This is a genomic window from Peribacillus sp. NPDC097197 (assembly GCF_050278025.1).
In the GTDB taxonomy this organism is placed as follows: Bacteria; Bacillota; Bacilli; order Bacillales; family DSM-1321; genus Peribacillus.
The window spans coordinates 35,726-53,545 of record NZ_JBNNST010000001.1; the positions used below are offsets into that span (position 1 = coordinate 35,726).

Genomic DNA, 17,820 nt, shown 5'->3' on the forward strand with positions numbered 1-17,820 from the left:
GTTGTTATAGTCGAGAATAATAGGGCAATGTACGCTAGGTATCCGTTATTACCGAATTTTCTTGAGGGGCTCGACTGCAGGACCTTCCATAACTTCTCCAGTAATAGAGTAACGTGAGCCATGGCACGGACAATCCCAAGTCCTATCCCCACTGTTCCACGCGACTTCACATCCCATATGGGTACATGTCGAGTCCACGATGAATAGTTGACCTTCTTTATCTCGGTAACACCCAGCCTTATCCCCATTCACTTTGACAATGGCCCCTTCATCCAATCCTAGGTCGTCTGGCTTTTTATGAAGGATGGAAAGCTTGCCCTGAATCATATGCTTCGCGACATCCGCATTATCTTTCACCATGTTTTTCATTCCATCTAATCTGGCGGGATCATACAAGTCCGCATATCGGTTATCCTTTTGTAAAATGCGGTCAGTCAAGATTTTTGCGGCAATGGTTCCATTTGTCATGCCCCATTTTGCATAACCGGTTGCAATGAGCACCCGGGGATGATTGGGGGTTGCCGGGCCAACGAATGGCAGGTCATCAGGCGTCACGATATCCTGAGCCGACCAACGGTAAGGGATGTCCTCCACTTTGAAATAGTGGGAGCCAAAATCCTGTAAAGCCTCATAATGGTTTATTGTGGATATACCTTGCCCGGTTTTATGCCCTTCTCCGCCTACAAGAATCAGCTTTTCACCATTGTCGTTTTCCGTATAGCGAAGGGAACGGGAAGGGCTATCCGCGCTATAAAACATGCCTCCCGGATATTCCTGTTTCATCCTAATGCCAAGGACATAGGATCTTTTTACATGGACCCGTGCAAAGTATAAACCCATCTCATCATTAAAAGGAAAATGAGAAGCGACGATGACATGGTTGCATTTAATTTTATGACCATCCTCAGTCAGAACGGTCGGATTCTCTCCATCTTCAATCTTCATGGCTGTCGTATGTTCAAAGATTTTCCCGCCACCATCCAGAATGGGGGAGGTAAGTCCCAGTAAATATTTCAATGGATGGAACTGTGCCTGGTCCTTCATGATTACCGCGGCTTTGCATGGAATGGAGAAGGGTATAGTGTCGGTATAATCACCGGGAATACCGAGTTTACGATAGGCCCTCAATTCTTTTTGAATCTTACTAACATATTCTTCAGTATTTGCATACACATAAGCATCTTGTTTAGATAAATTACATTCTATAGAATGTTCCTCGACCAATTCCTTGATTAAATTCATTGCTTCAGTATTTGCTTCATAGTATAGTTTTGCCTTTTCCTCGCCATGCGCTGCAATTAGCTTGTCATAAACCAGTCCATGCTGGGCGGTAATCTTGGCTGTTGTATGTCCTGTGGTTCCGTTTAGGATCTCGCTCGCCTCAATGAGTGTGACTTGAACTCCTTGCTTGGCTAATAGATAAGCGGAAGTTATGCCTGTGATCCCGCCCCCAACAATCAAGACATCTGTTTTAATATCTTCTTCTACCTTGGGGAATGAAGGAAAAGTCAATGTACTTCTCCAGAAGGGTTCAGGATACTGTGGGAGTTCTGTATTTTTTTCAGTCATTTTTAAATTCCTCCAGACGTTTAGGAATGGTTTCCGTTTATTACCATTCCCTTTCACCTAGCTTTTTATCCTCTTTTTGGTAGATGGATGTTATAAAAAGGAAATGGTTTGCATTGTATACAAAAATGTATACATGTAAACAAAATAAGATAGTTTGTAAACAATATAGTAAACATGTTTACAAACACGTATACATGGCTATATACAAGGTGTGTACACACTTGTTACTAATGTATACAAAATGAATACATATTTTAGGAAAAGGTATATCTATCGAATCATTGACTATTATGGTATTTTTTTCTATTCTTATTAAAGTACACTGTCTGGCATTTTTTTAAAAAAAGGGGATGTTTTAAGATGAGTTCTAGAATCGCAGCAGTAGATGTAGGTAATGATGCTATCAAAGCTATTTTTGGAAAACTAGAGTCTGAACTATATATACCGAATGTCATTGCAAAAGATATTGAGGACCGGCCGGTCATCGGGATAGAGGAACTGGATGAGAATAACCCATTGGATGGAATTCATATAAGAGTTCACTCACCAGCACTTCAAGATAATAATGCTATTTACCGTGTTGGGAATTTAGCGACAAAAAGTGATAACCCTACAGAATTGGATTTAGGCAGCAGTAAATCGGAAGAAGACCAAACGTTGATCATGCTTTTTGCGGCACTGGCATTGGATGCGGCTAAACAGGGGAACAATGATCGCTTCAAAAAGGTTAATAATGTCGTCGAAGCGAACTATACGTTGGGTACGGGCCTTCCGCTCCGTGAAGTGAAGGAAGGGAAAGATGTCGGATATCGCTCGAAATTAGTGGGTTCGGTTCACCAAGTGGAATTTTTAATCACGCCTAAATATCAGGGATTGAAAGTGAATATTAAATTTGATGAAGTGAAGGTCTATCCTGAAGGGTTTGCAGCTTATATCAATCTAGTAATGGACAATGATTTGAACATCATTAACCGTGAGCTGATCGACAAAAGAATTCTTATTCAAGATATCGGCGGACTTTCGACAGATATCGCGGTCATTAAGAACCGTAAAGTGGATGATGATAAAGCACAAGGGTTTAACCTTGGTGTGGCTGAAGCACTCGAATCAATTCGTGAGGAAATCAGGAAGAAACATGGTGTCGAATTGGACAGCAGACGTGACGTGGTGGAGATTATCACGAAAAAAAACGACCGGAACCATATAATGGTCCGTGGAAGTCGGACAAGTGTGCATGATATTGTCGACCGCATTTTAGGGGAGCTTGCAAAAAAACAATATCGTCATCTTCGCAACGTTTGGAAAAAGAATTCACAGACGGAGATTTGCTACTTCGTAGGTGGGGGTTCAATTGTACTGAAGGATTACTTGAAAACACTCAATCAAAACTTTGATGGGTACAATATCGACTTTTTTGAAGATGAAAGAGAAAGCGTTTGGATGATGGCCAACGCCTATTACAAGCTGATTTCCGACTTTAAACGCCGGAATTCAAAGGAAGAGCAACAATCTCAACATAAGAAGAAAGAACAACGTACAGGTTCAGTTAAATAGGTGAGAAAATGAAAAAAACAGCTTCTTCTGAAATCAAAAGAGGACAGGCCATCACTTTTCGTATCCCTTCAGATGTATCCGATTATACGTTAAGGCAGCTGCAGAAATTAAAGGAAACGGAAAGAAGAAATTTTTCCAGTAAAATTGCTGAGTATGTTCTTGATGGCGTTGGGCAATCCTCTCATCAGGAACGGGAGATGGTTGCCTTGCCCATGCCGAATAAGCTTAGTAAATCTCAGCGTGACTGGCTAAAGCATTCCCACTCAGAAGCAATGCTTGGAACGATTTTGTACCATCTTTTATCCGATCCTTTACGGGCTACGGCCTTGTTGGCCTCACTAAACAGCAATGGAATCAATGAGGATGTCTATGTAAAGGAAGAGGAAGAATTGGTGGAGAGGAGTTTGGAAGAAGAACCGAAGGAATTACCCGAAATGGATCTGGATGATTTTGATTGGAGTTTCGATGAGACTTCAGAACAGTCAGAGCAACCGGAACCAGAAGAGGAAAATCTGGATGATCTTCTTGGCGACTTTCTTGATCAAATGAATCAGTAAAAGAGGAAGGGTATCTGACAAAATGTTGGATATCCTTTTTTTTGATAGGATTCGAAGGGGGTTAAAGGCGAGGATAAGACATGAAAAGAGGAACCGTGATGTCACGGTTCCTCTCTTTTATGCTAAGAAAATGAGTTGGTAAAGAAAAAGAACGGCAAAGATGTATACTAACGGATGGACTTCTTTGAATTTCCCTCTTGCGATTTTTAGTATTGGATATGAGATGAATCCAAGTGCTATACCATTGGCGATACTTGAAGTAAGAGGCATCGTAACAATGACCAAAAAGGCTGGGAAAGATTCGTCGAAATGGGTCCATTCAATCTCATTGATGCTTTTGATCATCATGCTACCAACTATGATCAAGCTAGGTGCAGTGATGGCCGCAATATCTGATACTGCCCCGATAAGTGGGCTGAAGAAAGCAGTGACCAAGAAAAGAATGGCTACGACAAGAGCGGTTAACCCTGTTTTACCACCTGAACCTACACCGGCCGAGGACTCCACGGAGGCGGCAGTAGGGCTTGTACCGAACATGGCTCCGATTGTTGTCCCAACGGAATCCGCGAAGAAAGCACTTCCTGCTTTCTCCAACTTTCCGTCTTTCAATAACCCTGCTTGGCGCACAATCCCGATTAGGGCTCCGGTGGTGTCGAATAGCATAACGAGAAGGATGGAAAACACTACACCATATAGGCCGTAGTTTACAACATCCGCAAAAGAAGTGATTGGATTAGCAACAATGATGCCCTCGGGTAACGATGGCACCGAAACAAAATGTTCAATTTTAAGTTGTCCAGTAAATAGGGCAATGATCGCTGTAATGATCATCCCGATGAAAATGGAACCCTGAATCTTACGGACCATTAAAATGATGGTTATTACCAAACCGATTAAGGTAAGTGCCACTCCTGGGTCTCTGAAGCTCCCTAGGGTCACCAGGTTCGATTCATGACTCGTTACGACCCCAGATAAACGAAGCCCGATAAAGGTGATGAATAGACCAATCCCGGCGCTGATAGCATGTTTCAGATTATTGGGGATCGCTTCAATCAGTTTAGACCGGAAAGAAGTAAGCGATAATATGACGAAGATAATCCCTGTAACAAAGACTGCCGAAAAGGCAACCGTGTACGAGATATCATGCGTGCCTAGGACAGAGTACGCGAAATAGGCATTCAATCCCATCGCAGGAGCAATGACAATCGGATAATTGGCTAGAAAAGCCATGAAAAGAGTACCGACTAAGGTAGCGATGATGGTTGCTGTAAAAGCCTGTTCAAAGGGAACACCAGCATCAGAAAGAATTTTGGGGTTTACAACGATGATATAAGCTAATGTTAAAAAGGTTGTAAGCCCTGCAAGGACTTCTGTCTTAATATTCGTTTTCCGTTCTTTTAATTTAAACATGCGGCCACTCCTTCTTTTTATATACAAAAACTCCTTGTACGGACATTTACAAGGAGGAGACGCCCACCTTTTTCCAGGCAAGTAGCTCAAATAGTATAGTTAGTCAGAAATTTAAAATCTTATAAATTATATTAGAAAAACATCTAAAGCACAATACCATGAAAAATTTTCTCTCAAAAATAGATAATGATATACTAACAAAGAACTTGGAGTAAAGGAAATTGCCTTAGTGTAGAATCAGTAATAAACAATGGATGTAATGATGATTTAAATAAGATATCACAAATATAGAGAGTAGGCCGATACATGACAAATTTCATCGAGCTTGGCATAAGCCCAGAAATTAACACGATATTGAAGCAAACCGGCATAACCAGCCCAACCCCGATACAGGAAAAATCGATACCTGACATAATGGCGGGCCGGGATGTCATCGCAAAAGCACAGACAGGAACGGGGAAGACATTGGCATTTTTGCTTCCAATATTAGAAAAAGTCGACCCAAAAGCTTCCCACGTTCAATCATTAATCGTCACACCGACTAGGGAGTTAGCGTTACAGATAACGGCTGAGCTGAAAAAGTTCGCCAATGAGATCGAGGAATTGCAAGTGCTAGCCGTGTATGGTGGACAAGATGTGGAGCAGCAAATGAAAAAGCTGACACGGAATATTTCTGTCGTGGTAGCTACACCGGGCCGATTATTAGACCATTTACGAAGGGGAACCATTGATTTATCCCAAACCGAAACGCTTGTTTTGGATGAAGCGGACCAAATGCTCCATATTGGATTTTTACCGGAAGTGGAAGAAATCATGGGACAATTGCCGGAGACAAGACAAACGCTGCTCTTTTCCGCGACGATGCCAGAACAAGTCCATCAGTTGGCGAAGCGTTATATGGATAGACCATTGACAGCTGCTGTTAAAGCTGAGCAAGTGACGGTCGAGCAGATCCGTCAACTTGTCATTGAAACGACGGATAGGGCCAAACAGTCCTCACTGATCAGCATCATAAAGGAAGAACAGCCATATCTGGCGATTGTTTTTTGCCGGACAAAGCGCCGTGTTTCTGTTTTGAACGATGCTTTAAAGGCGGCTGGTTTCAACTCGGATGAACTTCATGGAGATCTGTCGCAGGCAAAACGAGAGCGCGTCATGAAAAACTTCCGGGATGCGAAGCTTCAATATTTAGTGGCCACGGATGTTGCTGCGCGTGGGCTGGATGTTGAAGGCGTGACACATGTTTTTAACTACGATGTTCCTGAAGATGCCGAAAGCTATATCCATAGGATAGGACGTACAGGAAGGGCCGGTGAGCATGGATTAGCCGTAACCTTTATTGCTACGAAGGATCTTCAGCTTTTGAGTGATATTGAAAAAGGTATTTCAATGAAAATTGAACGGAGAAAGATCGAAGGGGTTAAGATGTTCCAGCCGGGCGAAGTCGAGAATAAACGGAAGCGTCATGACCGCGACTCGTCTGAAGGGGAAGCACGTCGTCCACGTTCGGGTGGTGGACGCCGTCATAGAGAAAGAATCGATACGCGAGGTCCGAACCGAGGAAGTCACCGCTCCGCTAATCAGGCCGACAATCGTGAGTTGAGTCTAGAGAATACACGTGAGGGCTTTGCAAACCGAGGTCCTAAACGCGAGAACACACGAGGAGATAAAAGGGATGAAAGTCGGGGACGTAGTCGCGACAATGCCCGAGGAGAACGACAAGGAGGGAGTCAAAGCAGAAGGGGGAATACCCATAGTCCGAATGGGAACCGTCGCAATGATTCAGGAGGTTCACCTAGCAGGGGCAGAAACCGATAAAGGGGGAAGGAGAATTGGACAAACCATGGTTGGCAGAATATCCAGTTTCCTTAGAACTTGCAAAGAATTTGATAAAGAAGCAGTTTCCCGATGTGGGCTTGGAAAAGGTGAGGCAAATCGGGGAAGGGTTTGACAATACGGTCATTCAGTTGAATGAGGAGTATGTATTCAGATTTCCCCGAAGACCCATTGCTGTTACCTTAATTCAAGTGGAAAACAAGCTTTTGCCTTCATTGGCCGGAAATCTTCCGCTAGCCATTCCTGAACCGGTCTTTTTTGGAGAGCCGAGCAGTAGTTATCCATATCCCTTTACTGGCTTCAAAATGGTGAAGGGACACTTACCTGTGAAGGAAACCATGGAAAGTAAGATTTCCTCGGCAATAAAGTTTGCCCACTTCCTGAAAGTGCTTCACGGGTTTCCTGTGCCAACGGCGAAACAATTGGGTGTACAGCCTGATGGAATGCGGAGACTTGATGTTTCTTTCCGGCAGGACAGCCTTGATGAGCAACTCTTAGCATTAGTGGCACTAGGCTATTCTGAACAGGCCCATGCCGTTTCGATGTATTTGAAAGACCTGGATGCATCGTATGAAGGGACATGCGATACCCTTGTCCATGGTGATATTCATGTCCGGAACGTCTTGCTCGATGCCCAGGGTGTACTAATGGGCATCATTGACTGGGGGGACGTTCATATCGGGCATCCAGCTATCGATTTTTCTTTTTTATACAGCTACTTTCCAAAAGAGGCGAGACGGTCCTTTTTTGAAATCTATGGTGAAATTGAAACCGAAGTCAAAAACCTGGCAAGATTTAGGGCGATTTACATGCTCGTCAGGCTGCTTGTGTATGGAATCGATCGAGGTGACAAAGAACTGATCTCCCTCACGCGCACAGGTTTGTCGTTGGCTATGGAAGATTGATTCTACTGATTTTTACTGATCTAGGAGGTTCGCATGAACGGAAACTATTTACATACAATTACATGGATAGGGGAATTGCTTGAGGATGGAAACATTCCCTATCAATTTACGGGACCCTCCGCTTTATTTATACAAGGGGTTGAAATAAAGGATACTATAAATGTCTCGGTCGACGTGCAGTGGGATGTTTTTGATGAAACATTTTCCCTTTTCATAGATCATGCTCCTTCACAGCCCGCAAAGAATCCTGAAACAGCCTTTTTCCAGGTTGAAAAGGATGGAATACTGATTACGGTCCGCTGTTTATTCAATAGGACAATTAAAACGGACCCTTACCGATTACTCATACCAGTAGGGGAAACCGAGCTTTGGTGCCAATCCCTATACAGCTACCTTTACAATGCTGAAATGCAGAGTAATCGTGATGAAATCCATGCGTATCTATTATCGGCACAAAAAGGCTTTACAGCTGAAAATGAACAGGCCTGGAATCAAAATAATTATCTAGCCCTTGTGAACCGTTACGGGAAACCGGATGAATTGGCAGGGAAGATCAAGCACAACCCGCGATGGAGATTGCATCCATTTTATAAATATATGGGAGACATAGTGGGTCGGAAAGTCACACATTTAATGGGATCGAATGGGGTCAAGGCAGTCGCCATGGCGAGGTTGGGAGCTGACGTTAAGGTCGTGGATTTCTCTCGGGAAAATGCTACTTTCGCGAACGAACTGGCTGAATCAGCTAACGTCTGCATTGAATATATTGTCTCGGATGTGCTGTCCTTGCTGCCCAAACATGCATTAGGAGACCAGGACTTGGTCTTGATGGAACTGGGTGTCCTTCACTATCTCATAGATCTGCAGCCATTATTCGAAACGGTAAAAAGGATGTTGAAGCCGGGGGGACGATTCGTGCTGCATGAGTTCCATCCAATTTCGACGAAACTCATAACCTCTTCTGGCAAAAAACATAAGGTGACAGGCAATTATTTTGCTCCTGCCATTGAAAATAACGAGGTGGCTTTCTCCAAACATATGCCTGATGAAGATAAGCAAAGCCTTTCGAAAGTGATCCAACGCAAATGGACCATGGGTGAACTCATAACGGCAGTCGGAGAATCCGGTTTGATCATCAAAGTCCTTGAAGAAGAACCAAACCACAAAATCCATGACATTGGGATACCTAAAACGTATACGTTAGTAGCTGAACGTAGTGGGGGAATGCATTAATCATTGAGCATGACCACTCCCGTTCAATAAAATAAAGAGGGTGCCCGCAACGTATGCGGCACCCTCTTTGACCGTTCATTTAGTTGTTGTTCGACCATTCTTCGACGTCCCATACTTTCGTGACCCAATCCTCGTAGAAATCGGGTTCATGGCAGACAATCAGAACCGTTCCTTTATATTCTTTCAATGCACGTTTCAATTCTTCCTTGGCCACCACGTCTAAATGGTTTGTTGGTTCATCGAACAGAAGCCAGTTGCTTTCTGTAAGCATCAACTTACACAAGCGGACCTTGGACTGTTCCCCACCACTTAAGTGGGCCATCGGGCGAGTGATATGTTCATTTTTTAAGCCAACCCGCGCGAGGATAGCCCGTACTTGAGGTTGATCGAGATGAGGGAATGCATTCCACACTTCATCGATCGGTGTCGTGTTGCCTGCTTGTACCTCTTGTTCAAAATAAGAAGGGAAGAGGAAATCACCAAGTGATCTTTTCCCGCTTAGTGGCTCGATTTTACCAAGAATCGTTTTTAACAGTGTGGATTTCCCCACTCCGTTACATCCCACAATGGCAATTTTCTCCCCACGCTCTATGTTCATTGAAAGTTTTGGAAGTAATGGACGGTCATAGCCGATTTCAATATCTTCCCCTTCAAATACATACCGGCTGCTCGCACGTGACTCTTTGAAATCGAAAGTCGGTTTCATCGCCGTTTCCGGACGGTCGATACGTTCTATGCGATTCAATTGCTTCTCCCGACTTTTTGCCCGGCCAGAAGTTGAATAACGGGCTTTATTTTTTGCGATGAAGTCTTCCTGCTTTTTAATGAAGTCCCGCTGTTTTTCGTATGCATTAATATGTTGGTTCTTATTCAGTTCAGCAAGTTCAAGGAATTTTTCGTATGTCGCCGTATAACGGGTCAATTTCGAGAATTCTAGATGGAAGATGACATCAACTACGCCGTTCATGAACTCGGTATCATGTGAAATCAATAGGAATGCGTTAGGATATTCCTTTAAGTAGCTGCTCAACCAACGGATATGCTCCACATCCAAGTAGTTTGTCGGCTCATCCAACAGTAGTACTTGGGGTTGTTCCAATAGCAGTTTCGCCAGCAATACTTTTGTCCGCTGTCCGCCACTCAGAGCAGAAACGTCACGCTCAAGGCCTATCGCATCCAAGCCCAACCCGCGTGCCGCATCTTCGATTTTCATATCTAAATTATAAAAATCCCCAGCTTCGAGTTTATCTTGGATTTCCCCCATTTGTTCCAAAAGTTCTTCAAGTTCCTCTGGTGTCGCTGAACCCATTTTCTCGGTCACTTCATTCAAAGCTTTTTCCTGCTCGAATAAAGGTAAGTAGGCATCTCTTAACACATCGCGTATCGTTTTGCCTTTAGTCAGGACGGTGTGCTGGTCAAGGTAGCCATATTCAACGCCAGGTGTCCAATCAACTCGGCCTTCATCGTGAATCAGTTGCCCGGTAATAATGTTCATCATTGTTGATTTACCTACGCCGTTAGCGCCGACGAGGCCTACATGTTCCCCAGCCATCAATCGGAACGTAACATCTCTGAATAATGTCCGATCACCAAAGCTGTGTGCCAAATTATCTATAGAAAGTAAGCTCATTTATGTTGAACCTCCCAATTATTTTGAAAAAATCTCTACGTTTCATCATACTAAAATCTGTACTAGATTGCTATCTAATCTAGTAATTTACATATTGCGCATGAATTAGGTGGGGTCCACCGATAAATGGTTCACCACTAGACGGTCTGCCTAAGTCACTTCGACATTAGTTGTTAGTCCCTAGTCCTTTATCGCCCTGACTAAAAATATATGAGATAATGAGAGAATCAGTTTAAAAGGGAAAGGATGTATTTGATGAGTAAAACAGTCGTACTGGCCGAGAAACCATCGGTCGGAAGAGATATAGCAAAAGTGCTGAATTGCGAAAAAAAAGGCAACGGTTATTTGGAAGGAAGTCAGTATATCGTCACCTGGGCGCTTGGTCATTTAGTTACCCATGCAGATCCGGAAACGTATGACGAAAAATACAAAACATGGCGGCTCGAAGACCTCCCTATGTTGCCTCCATCCTTGAAATTGGTCGTAATCAAGCAATCCGGAAAGCAGTTTCAAGCGGTAAAAACGCAATTGAACCGCAGTGATGTCAAGGACGTCATCATCGCAACCGATGCAGGACGGGAAGGGGAGCTCGTTGCACGTTGGATTCTGGAAAAAGCGAATGTTAAAAAACCAATCAAGCGGCTCTGGATATCATCGGTAACTGATAAGGCGATTAAGGATGGATTTAACAAGCTGAAGGATGGGAAAGAGTACGAGAATCTATTTGCCTCTGCAGTTGCTCGGGCCGAGGCGGATTGGTTTGTCGGTATGAATGCTACAAGGGCACTGACAACGAAGCATAATGCCCAGTTATCGTGCGGAAGGGTTCAAACGCCTACACTAGCGATGATAGCTGCCAAGGAAAAGGAAATCAAACAATTTCAGCCGAGGAAATTTTATGGCGTTACGGCAACGGCAGAATCTCAACTACGCCTTGTCTGGCAAGACGTCCATTCGAAAGATATACGCACATTCGAAAAGGCAAAGGCAGACAAAGTCCTTGCTGATGTGAAAAACAAAAAGGCTGAAGTGGTGGAAGTGAAAAAAGCCCATAAGAAGAATTTTGCGCCCCAGTTATATGACCTAACTGAGCTACAAAGGGATGCCAATAAGAAATTCGGTTATTCGGCGAAAGAGACACTTTCCATCATGCAACGTTTATATGAAGGACATAAAGTCCTGACCTATCCAAGAACGGACTCGCGTTTCTTAACCTCGGATTTGGTCGAGACGCTGAAAGAAAGATTACAGGCAGTCAGCATCAAGCCATATGCCCAATATGCATCGAGAATCTTGCGTAGCCCGATCAAGGCTAATAAATCATTCGTGGATGACAGCAAGGTTAGTGATCATCATGCCATCATACCTACTGAGCAAACGCCACTACCGGGTAAATTGAGTGACAAGGAATCGAAAATTTACGACCTTGTCGTCAAACGGTTCCTTGCGGTTCTGATGCCACCATTTGAATATGAGCAAACGACCGTTACCGCAAAAGTGGGCAGTGAAACATTCGTCGCTAAAGGAAAAGTCATCTTGAAATCAGGTTGGAAGGAAGTCTATGATCATCAGTTCGAGGAAGAAGAGGCAAGTGATGGCCTTACAGAGCAATTGCTTCCGACACTCGAGAATGGTGACATCTTAGACATCACGGCAGTGAAACAAACAGAGGGAGAAACAAGACCACCGGAGCCATTCAATGAGGGCACCTTGTTATCTGCAATGGAAAATCCCGCTCGTTTCATGGCTGGGGAAAGCAAGGAACTCATTAAGACGTTGGGGGAAACCGGGGGAATCGGCACCGTTGCGACCCGGGCCGATGTTATTGAAAAATTGTTCAATAGTTTCCTGATTGAAAAACGTGGAAAAGGTCTTCATGTTACCTCAAAAGGTAAACAGCTCCTCGAGTTGGCTCCCGAAGATCTACGTTCGCCAGCGTTGACCGCACAATGGGAACAGAAGCTAACCGCCATTGCTAACGGAACGCTTGATAAGCGTACATTCATTGGGGATATGCGCACCTATGCGAAAAATATCGTTCACGAAATCAAGACGAGTGATCAAAAATTCAAGCATGATAACATTTCCGGCACAAAATGCCCGGATTGCGGCAAGTTGATGCTTGAAGTAAACAGTAAAAAAGGGAAAATGCTCGTTTGCCAAGACCGAGAATGCGGGCATAAAAAAGGTGTTTCACGTGTAACAAATGCAAGATGCCCACAATGCCATAAGAAAATGGAAATGAGAGGGCAAGGAGAAGCACAGACGTTCACATGTAAATGTGGCTTTCATGAAAAGCTTTCTTCATATAACAAACGAAAAGGTCAAAACAAGAATAAGAAAGTGTCTAAAAATGAAGTCTCGAATTATATGAAAAAGCAAAACAAAGAGGAGCCAATCAATACAGCATTAGCAGATGCATTGGCGAAACTGAAATTCGATAAATAATAGGAAAAGTCCAGTATCGGAATGATGCTTCAAGAGAAACCAGGGAGAGTATGGCTAATTTTGATGCTGGACTTGTTTCGATGCAGCTTATGCTAATAGCGAAATCTAAGGGATACGACACACTTACAATGGGTGGGTATAATAAACAACAATTCATTGAAAGATTCGATGTGCCTGAACGTTATGTTCCGATTGTCTTAATTGCAATAGGGAAGGCAGCTTCACCTTCTTTCCAAACTACAAGATTGTCGTTAGATGAAGTAGCGAAGTTCATCTAAATATGAAAAAGGATGGAGCAGATTTGCTCCATCCTTTTTCTATCATTCATCAATATCAATTAGATTTTATTCAGTACGGTACCTTGTAAATCAAATTCAGGTGTTTTATCGGTCGTCTGTTTGACCGTTTCTAATGGTGTGAGCGCACTGAAGGGCAACTGATCACCTGGACTGAAAATTGCTTCATCATTCTCTGGATTCCATTGGCTGTGAATACTCATGTTGGTATCCTCCTTTGGTGAGAAGATTTGTCATTTTCCTTCATGGTTTTCATCGAATGCTTTACTAGTTTCTAACACTGATCCCTGGACTGAAAATTGCTTCGTCATTCTCTGGATTCCATTGGCTGTAAATACTCATGTTGGTATCCTCCTTTGGATGAGAAGATTTGTATTTTCCTCGTGGTTTTCATGAAAGCTTCACTAGCTTCTAACGCTGATCACCGGGACTAAACACCGCTGCGTCATTCTCTTTGTTCCATTGGCTTCTGATAGTACTCATCTTGCACATCATCTCCTTTGGTGAGAATGTCTTACACTATTTATCTACCCGATTGGGACAAGATTAAACAATTTTTTCAAAAAAAGTAAAAAAATATACGAGTAATTATTATTTAGAGTCTTGTATTATTTCGCCTTCGAGAAAAATAACCTTTTTACGATATTTTTATCAATGGTGGAAATAATATTGTAGAAAAGGGGGAATTGATTTGGGGTTATCGAAATAATCATTAGATCATCATTGTCCTTTGTTATTCTTTTGACTCTAACAAGGGTGATGGAAAGAAAAGAAATCTCAGAGATGACATTCTTCAACTTTGCTTCTGCCATTTCCATCGGTTCAATAGCGGGAAATCTTTCTTTCAACCATCGTTTAAGCATTCAAAATGGTATAGTCGCCTTAATGATATGGAGTTTACTTACGATCTTATCTGGACGAATTGTCATTAAGTCTAAAAAAGCACGAAGAGTAATTGATGGGGAACCCCTTATCATTATCAAAAACGGTAAAATGATGGAAAAACCACTTCGCAAGGTTAACTTGGATGCAGATACGTTAATGGCATTGCTTAGGCAAAAAAGTATATTCTCAATCACTGAAGTGGAGTATGCCATTTTTGAAATTACGGGTAAGCTTTCCGTTATGAAGAAAGAACATAAACAGCCTATCGTAAGAGGCGACATGAATATTGGAAATCTTCAAAAGAACCCTTCGCCCATCATAACAGGCGTTATTTCGGATGGGGTAGTCAACATGGATAACCTGGATCAGTTAAACCTTGATATGGAGTGGTTGAATGGTCAATTAGCTAAAGCTGGTATTACATCAATCTCTGATGTCTTTTATGCTGAAGTTCAATCAGACCGAACACTTTATATGGACATAAAGGAAGGCAGCCTTTATTAATGGTATGAATAATTGGACAGGCTGGATGTCATATCCCTCTTTTAATAAACAACTTACATCAATATTTCTACTTTTATCATTGTTCCAATAAAAAAACAGCCAAAACCTCCATATTACAAGGTTTTGGCTGTTTTCAATTTAGCGTCCCAGATAGGAATCGAACCTACGACCTACAGCTTAGGAGGCTGTCGCTCTATCCTACTGAGCTACTGGGACATATAAAGGTAACGACGACTTTCTTATTATATTTGTTATTAGTAAACATTTCAAGGTTATAGCCTCTTGTTGCGAAAATATTCATGGGAAATTATCTATATTGACTGCCTTGTAGTGTCTGAATGGCAGTGTGAAGAAGGCGATAAATACCTTTCGCGCCATGCTTTTTCGTTCGACAGAGAAAGGCTAATTACGGTGGAGTCCATCAGTTACCCCACTAGTTATTTGATAAAACCAATTGGATAAAAGTTTTTGTTGACGATGATAATCATTATCACTTATACTGATAAACATAAATATTCTATCTTGAAGTAATAAATAAAAGTGGTTATATCCCGTTAAATCAACATTTGACAATATTTACAATCGAAATAATATTATATCAATATAAGAAAGATGGTTGATTATGAAACCTATAGCCTATATAAGTACTGATATTCAATTCACAAGACTTAAAGATATCGATCATGAAAATGGTTTGGTTTCTTTGCAATTGTATGATATTCCATTTGCTGATTTCTCGGCATATGCTGGGGTCATCGTGACTAATTTCGTGGAAGAGGCCTTTTTACTTGAACATAAAGAAATCATCGAAAATTATTTGAATGATGGCGGCGTCATTCTTTCCCAAACCGAAAATTTCCTACCTTGGTTACCTGGTTGCGGAAATTGGATGCGTTCTCCGATTTCTTTGAAGGACCGTGAAATCCGCTTGACTGAGCCTGTACATCCTATGTTCGCAGGAATTGACCCTTATGATTTGAATTATAAAAAAGGGGTTCGTGGCTTTTTCTCAAGAGGATATCTTGAGGCTCCAGAACATTCGGAAGTAATCGTTGAAGACCAAGAAGGAAAAGCAATCATTTACATTGACCGAAAAACGACTGGTGGCACGATTGTCGCGGGTGCAGGAACGGATCTATACCGCTTTGGAATCCAAGAAAATAGCTCGCGTGTGCTACGTCAACAAATTTTGGACTGGATACGCGAAGAGTATGAAGCAAACAAGGGGGAAAAAAAGCAATGAAAGTGGCAATCTTAGATAACGGTTATAGTTTCCATCATCGTTTCTTTCAAATGGACGAGTTTGCTTATATGTATGATGATGTGCTTCAACTTCGTCAGCTCCATACATATGATTTAAGTCAATATGACACGCTAATTGTTAATGATCGGATGTCCCTAATGCTTTTAAAACGGTACCAGTCGCTTTTCGTGAAGTTCCTTCAAGAGGGAAAACGTCTAGTCGTTTTCGGTGAAGTGTTGGATAACTGGCTTCCTGGAATAGACTGGGAGGAATCTGAAGTGAATTTCAGTTGGTGGGTGAAGGAGCATGGAGATTTACCTTTAATGGCTGAAAATACAGATCATCCTTTATATCAACATGTATCCCTATCAGATATGAAGTGGCATTACCACGGGACGTTCCACGTTCCGGAAGGGGCAAAATCACTTGTGAATACTCCCGAGGGTCGCTCGATCATCTACACCGATGATGTGTCTTATAAAGGAGAATTGATCATTACCACACTTGATCCAATATTCCACATTGGACTTGGATTCATCGACCAATCTAAACCATTCTTACATGGGATGGCTAAGTGGCTTAGAGAAGGATAAGGAGGAAGTTTTATGAAGAAGAAATGGACAATGTTAGCGGCAACCACTGCGATGGCCGCTTTGATTACGGGCTGTGGAAACTCTGGGGATGATTCGAAAGGCAATACTTCAGAAAAACAGACGACTGCAGAGGAAAAAGTGATTCAAGATCAACTTGGCCGTGATGTAACGGTACCAGGTAAAGTGGAACGTATTGCGGTCGGTGGCATTCTTCCGTACTTCTCGACTTGGTATGTAGCGACGAATTCGACGAAGGAAGTTGTCGGCTTGCATCCTAATGCGTATAATGCCGCGGAAAACTCGATTCTTTCTGAAATATCACCCGATATTTTAAAGGCAGATACATCATTCATTAAAAATGGCGAAGTGAACGTGGAAGAATTGATGAAAGTCAATCCGCAACTATACTTTGAAAAAGCACAGGACCAAAAGTCCATAAACAAATTAGAAGATGCAGGTGTTTCGGTTGTGGCACTCAACCCTATGGATGCAGCAGCTGCGGAGCCATTGGCTACCTTCAACAGTTGGTTGGAACTGACTGGGGAAATTACGGGCACTACCGAAAGAACGGACAAGTTCTTGGAAAAAGGCCAAGCCGTTCAAGCCGAATTGGATAAGAAATTAGATGGCATTAAGGATAAAGAAAAGCCTAGAGCATTGATCCTCTATCAGCACAGTGATAAAAGCATCATGGTCGGTGGGAAGAACTTCTTTAGTAACCAATGGTTAAATGCTACAGGGGCCTATGATATAGCAGCAGAAGAAGTTACAGGAACAAAAGAAGTCAATATGGAACAAATCTACAAATGGAACCCGGATATCATCTACATTACAAACTTTTCGACAACTCAGCCTGAAGACCTAACGAACAATACAGTGAAGGGACAAGATTGGAGTCAGGTCAGTGCTGTACAAGAAGGAAATGTATATAAAATTCCGCTGGGCATCTATAGATGGTTCCCACCAAGCGGTGATGCACCTCTTATGTTAAAATGGATGGCTCAGAAAAATCATCCCGAGCTATTTGATTATGATATGAAGGATGAAATCACGGATTACTACTCAGAGTTCTATGATTATGATGTAACGGAAGAACAAGTAGAGAACATTCTTCACCCATCTTCCGAAGCCGCAAAACAGTAAAGTAGGGAATGAAA

At 42.4% G+C, this 17,820-nt stretch carries 15 protein-coding genes and 1 tRNA gene; 11 read left to right on the plus strand and 5 right to left on the minus strand.

Annotation, left to right across the window (positions count from 1 at the left end; all coding sequences use genetic code 11):
- Positions 1-48: 48 nt before the first annotated feature.
- A complete protein-coding gene (locus tag ACQKL6_RS00170; RefSeq protein ID WP_402991171.1) occupies positions 49-1,569 on the minus strand; it encodes an FAD-dependent oxidoreductase in 1,521 nt (506 codons plus the stop codon).
- 360 nt (positions 1,570-1,929) lie between these two features.
- On the opposite strand from ACQKL6_RS00170, the gene ACQKL6_RS00175 reads away from it, so the two are divergent.
- Together ACQKL6_RS00175 and ACQKL6_RS00180 are read left to right on the plus strand one after the other, a co-directional pair.
- Complete coding sequence (locus tag ACQKL6_RS00175) at positions 1,930-3,123, plus strand: hypothetical protein (RefSeq protein ID WP_402870090.1); 1,194 nt, start codon at positions 1,930-1,932, stop codon at positions 3,121-3,123.
- Between the two features lie 8 nt (positions 3,124-3,131).
- Positions 3,132-3,680 (plus strand): hypothetical protein, encoded by a 549-nt coding sequence (locus tag ACQKL6_RS00180; RefSeq protein ID WP_402870092.1) that lies wholly within the window; start codon positions 3,132-3,134, stop codon positions 3,678-3,680.
- A 117-nt stretch (positions 3,681-3,797) separates the two neighbouring features.
- On the opposite strand, the gene ACQKL6_RS00185 is transcribed toward ACQKL6_RS00180, so the two are convergent.
- On the minus strand, positions 3,798-5,090 hold the full coding sequence (locus tag ACQKL6_RS00185; protein WP_402870094.1) for an NCS2 family permease: 1,293 nt from the start codon (positions 5,088-5,090) through the stop codon (positions 3,798-3,800).
- A gap of 306 nt (positions 5,091-5,396) precedes the next feature.
- On the opposite strand from ACQKL6_RS00185, the gene ACQKL6_RS00190 reads away from it, so the two are divergent.
- The 3 genes from ACQKL6_RS00190 to ACQKL6_RS00200 are packed head-to-tail and all read left to right on the plus strand — an operon-like array spanning position 5,397 to position 9,064.
- Positions 5,397-6,908, plus strand: coding sequence for a DEAD/DEAH box helicase (locus tag ACQKL6_RS00190; RefSeq protein ID WP_427650198.1), 1,512 nt, complete (start codon positions 5,397-5,399; stop codon positions 6,906-6,908).
- Between the two features lie 14 nt (positions 6,909-6,922).
- Positions 6,923-7,831: a phosphotransferase gene (locus ACQKL6_RS00195; protein WP_427650200.1), complete on the plus strand. Its 909-nt coding sequence runs from the start codon at positions 6,923-6,925 to the stop codon at positions 7,829-7,831.
- A 33-nt stretch (positions 7,832-7,864) separates the two neighbouring features.
- Positions 7,865-9,064, plus strand: a complete 1,200-nt coding sequence (locus ACQKL6_RS00200; RefSeq protein WP_427650202.1) for a class I SAM-dependent methyltransferase — start codon at positions 7,865-7,867, stop codon at positions 9,062-9,064.
- Between the two features lie 79 nt (positions 9,065-9,143).
- Here the strand turns inward: ACQKL6_RS00200 and abc-f are convergent, their stop codons facing one another.
- Entirely contained in the window at positions 9,144-10,694 is a 1,551-nt protein-coding gene (abc-f, locus tag ACQKL6_RS00205; protein ID WP_402870105.1) for a ribosomal protection-like ABC-F family protein, read from the minus strand.
- Positions 10,695-10,949: 255 nt separating this feature from the next.
- Between abc-f and ACQKL6_RS00210 the strand changes: the two genes are divergently transcribed.
- Both ACQKL6_RS00210 and ACQKL6_RS00215 read left to right on the plus strand, forming a co-directional pair.
- The gene (locus tag ACQKL6_RS00210) at positions 10,950-13,142 is read left to right on the plus strand and encodes a DNA topoisomerase III (protein WP_402991182.1); all 2,193 of its coding nucleotides are present in this window, start codon (positions 10,950-10,952) and stop codon (positions 13,140-13,142) included.
- Entirely contained in the window at positions 13,142-13,420 is a 279-nt protein-coding gene (locus ACQKL6_RS00215) for a nitroreductase family protein (protein WP_402991188.1), read from the plus strand. The genes ACQKL6_RS00210 and ACQKL6_RS00215 overlap by 1 nt, the downstream gene beginning before the upstream one ends.
- A 59-nt stretch (positions 13,421-13,479) precedes the next feature.
- On the opposite strand, the gene ACQKL6_RS00220 is transcribed toward ACQKL6_RS00215, so the two are convergent.
- Positions 13,480-13,641 carry a hypothetical protein gene (locus ACQKL6_RS00220; RefSeq protein ID WP_402870111.1) on the minus strand — a complete coding sequence of 54 codons (162 nt, stop codon included), beginning with the start codon at positions 13,639-13,641 and terminating at the stop codon, positions 13,480-13,482.
- Between the two features lie 508 nt (positions 13,642-14,149).
- Here ACQKL6_RS00220 and ACQKL6_RS00225 point away from each other — a divergent pair.
- Positions 14,150-14,827: a YetF domain-containing protein gene (locus ACQKL6_RS00225; RefSeq protein WP_427650484.1), complete on the plus strand. Its 678-nt coding sequence runs from the start codon at positions 14,150-14,152 to the stop codon at positions 14,825-14,827.
- A 142-nt stretch (positions 14,828-14,969) separates the two neighbouring features.
- Here ACQKL6_RS00225 and ACQKL6_RS00230 read toward each other — a convergent pair.
- A tRNA-Arg gene (locus ACQKL6_RS00230) sits at positions 14,970-15,043 on the minus strand.
- A 406-nt stretch (positions 15,044-15,449) separates the two neighbouring features.
- Here ACQKL6_RS00230 and ACQKL6_RS00235 point away from each other — a divergent pair.
- From ACQKL6_RS00235 to ACQKL6_RS00245, 3 genes are read left to right on the plus strand one after another with little or no spacing between them, the layout of a single operon-like run.
- Positions 15,450-16,070, plus strand: a complete 621-nt coding sequence (locus ACQKL6_RS00235; RefSeq protein WP_427650203.1) for a hypothetical protein — start codon at positions 15,450-15,452, stop codon at positions 16,068-16,070.
- Positions 16,067-16,663: a hypothetical protein gene (locus tag ACQKL6_RS00240; RefSeq protein ID WP_427650204.1), complete on the plus strand. Its 597-nt coding sequence runs from the start codon at positions 16,067-16,069 to the stop codon at positions 16,661-16,663. The genes ACQKL6_RS00235 and ACQKL6_RS00240 overlap by 4 nt, the downstream gene beginning before the upstream one ends.
- Before the next feature lie 12 nt (positions 16,664-16,675).
- Positions 16,676-17,806: an ABC transporter substrate-binding protein gene (locus ACQKL6_RS00245; RefSeq protein WP_427650206.1), complete on the plus strand. Its 1,131-nt coding sequence runs from the start codon at positions 16,676-16,678 to the stop codon at positions 17,804-17,806.
- Positions 17,807-17,820: the final 14 nt, after the last annotated feature.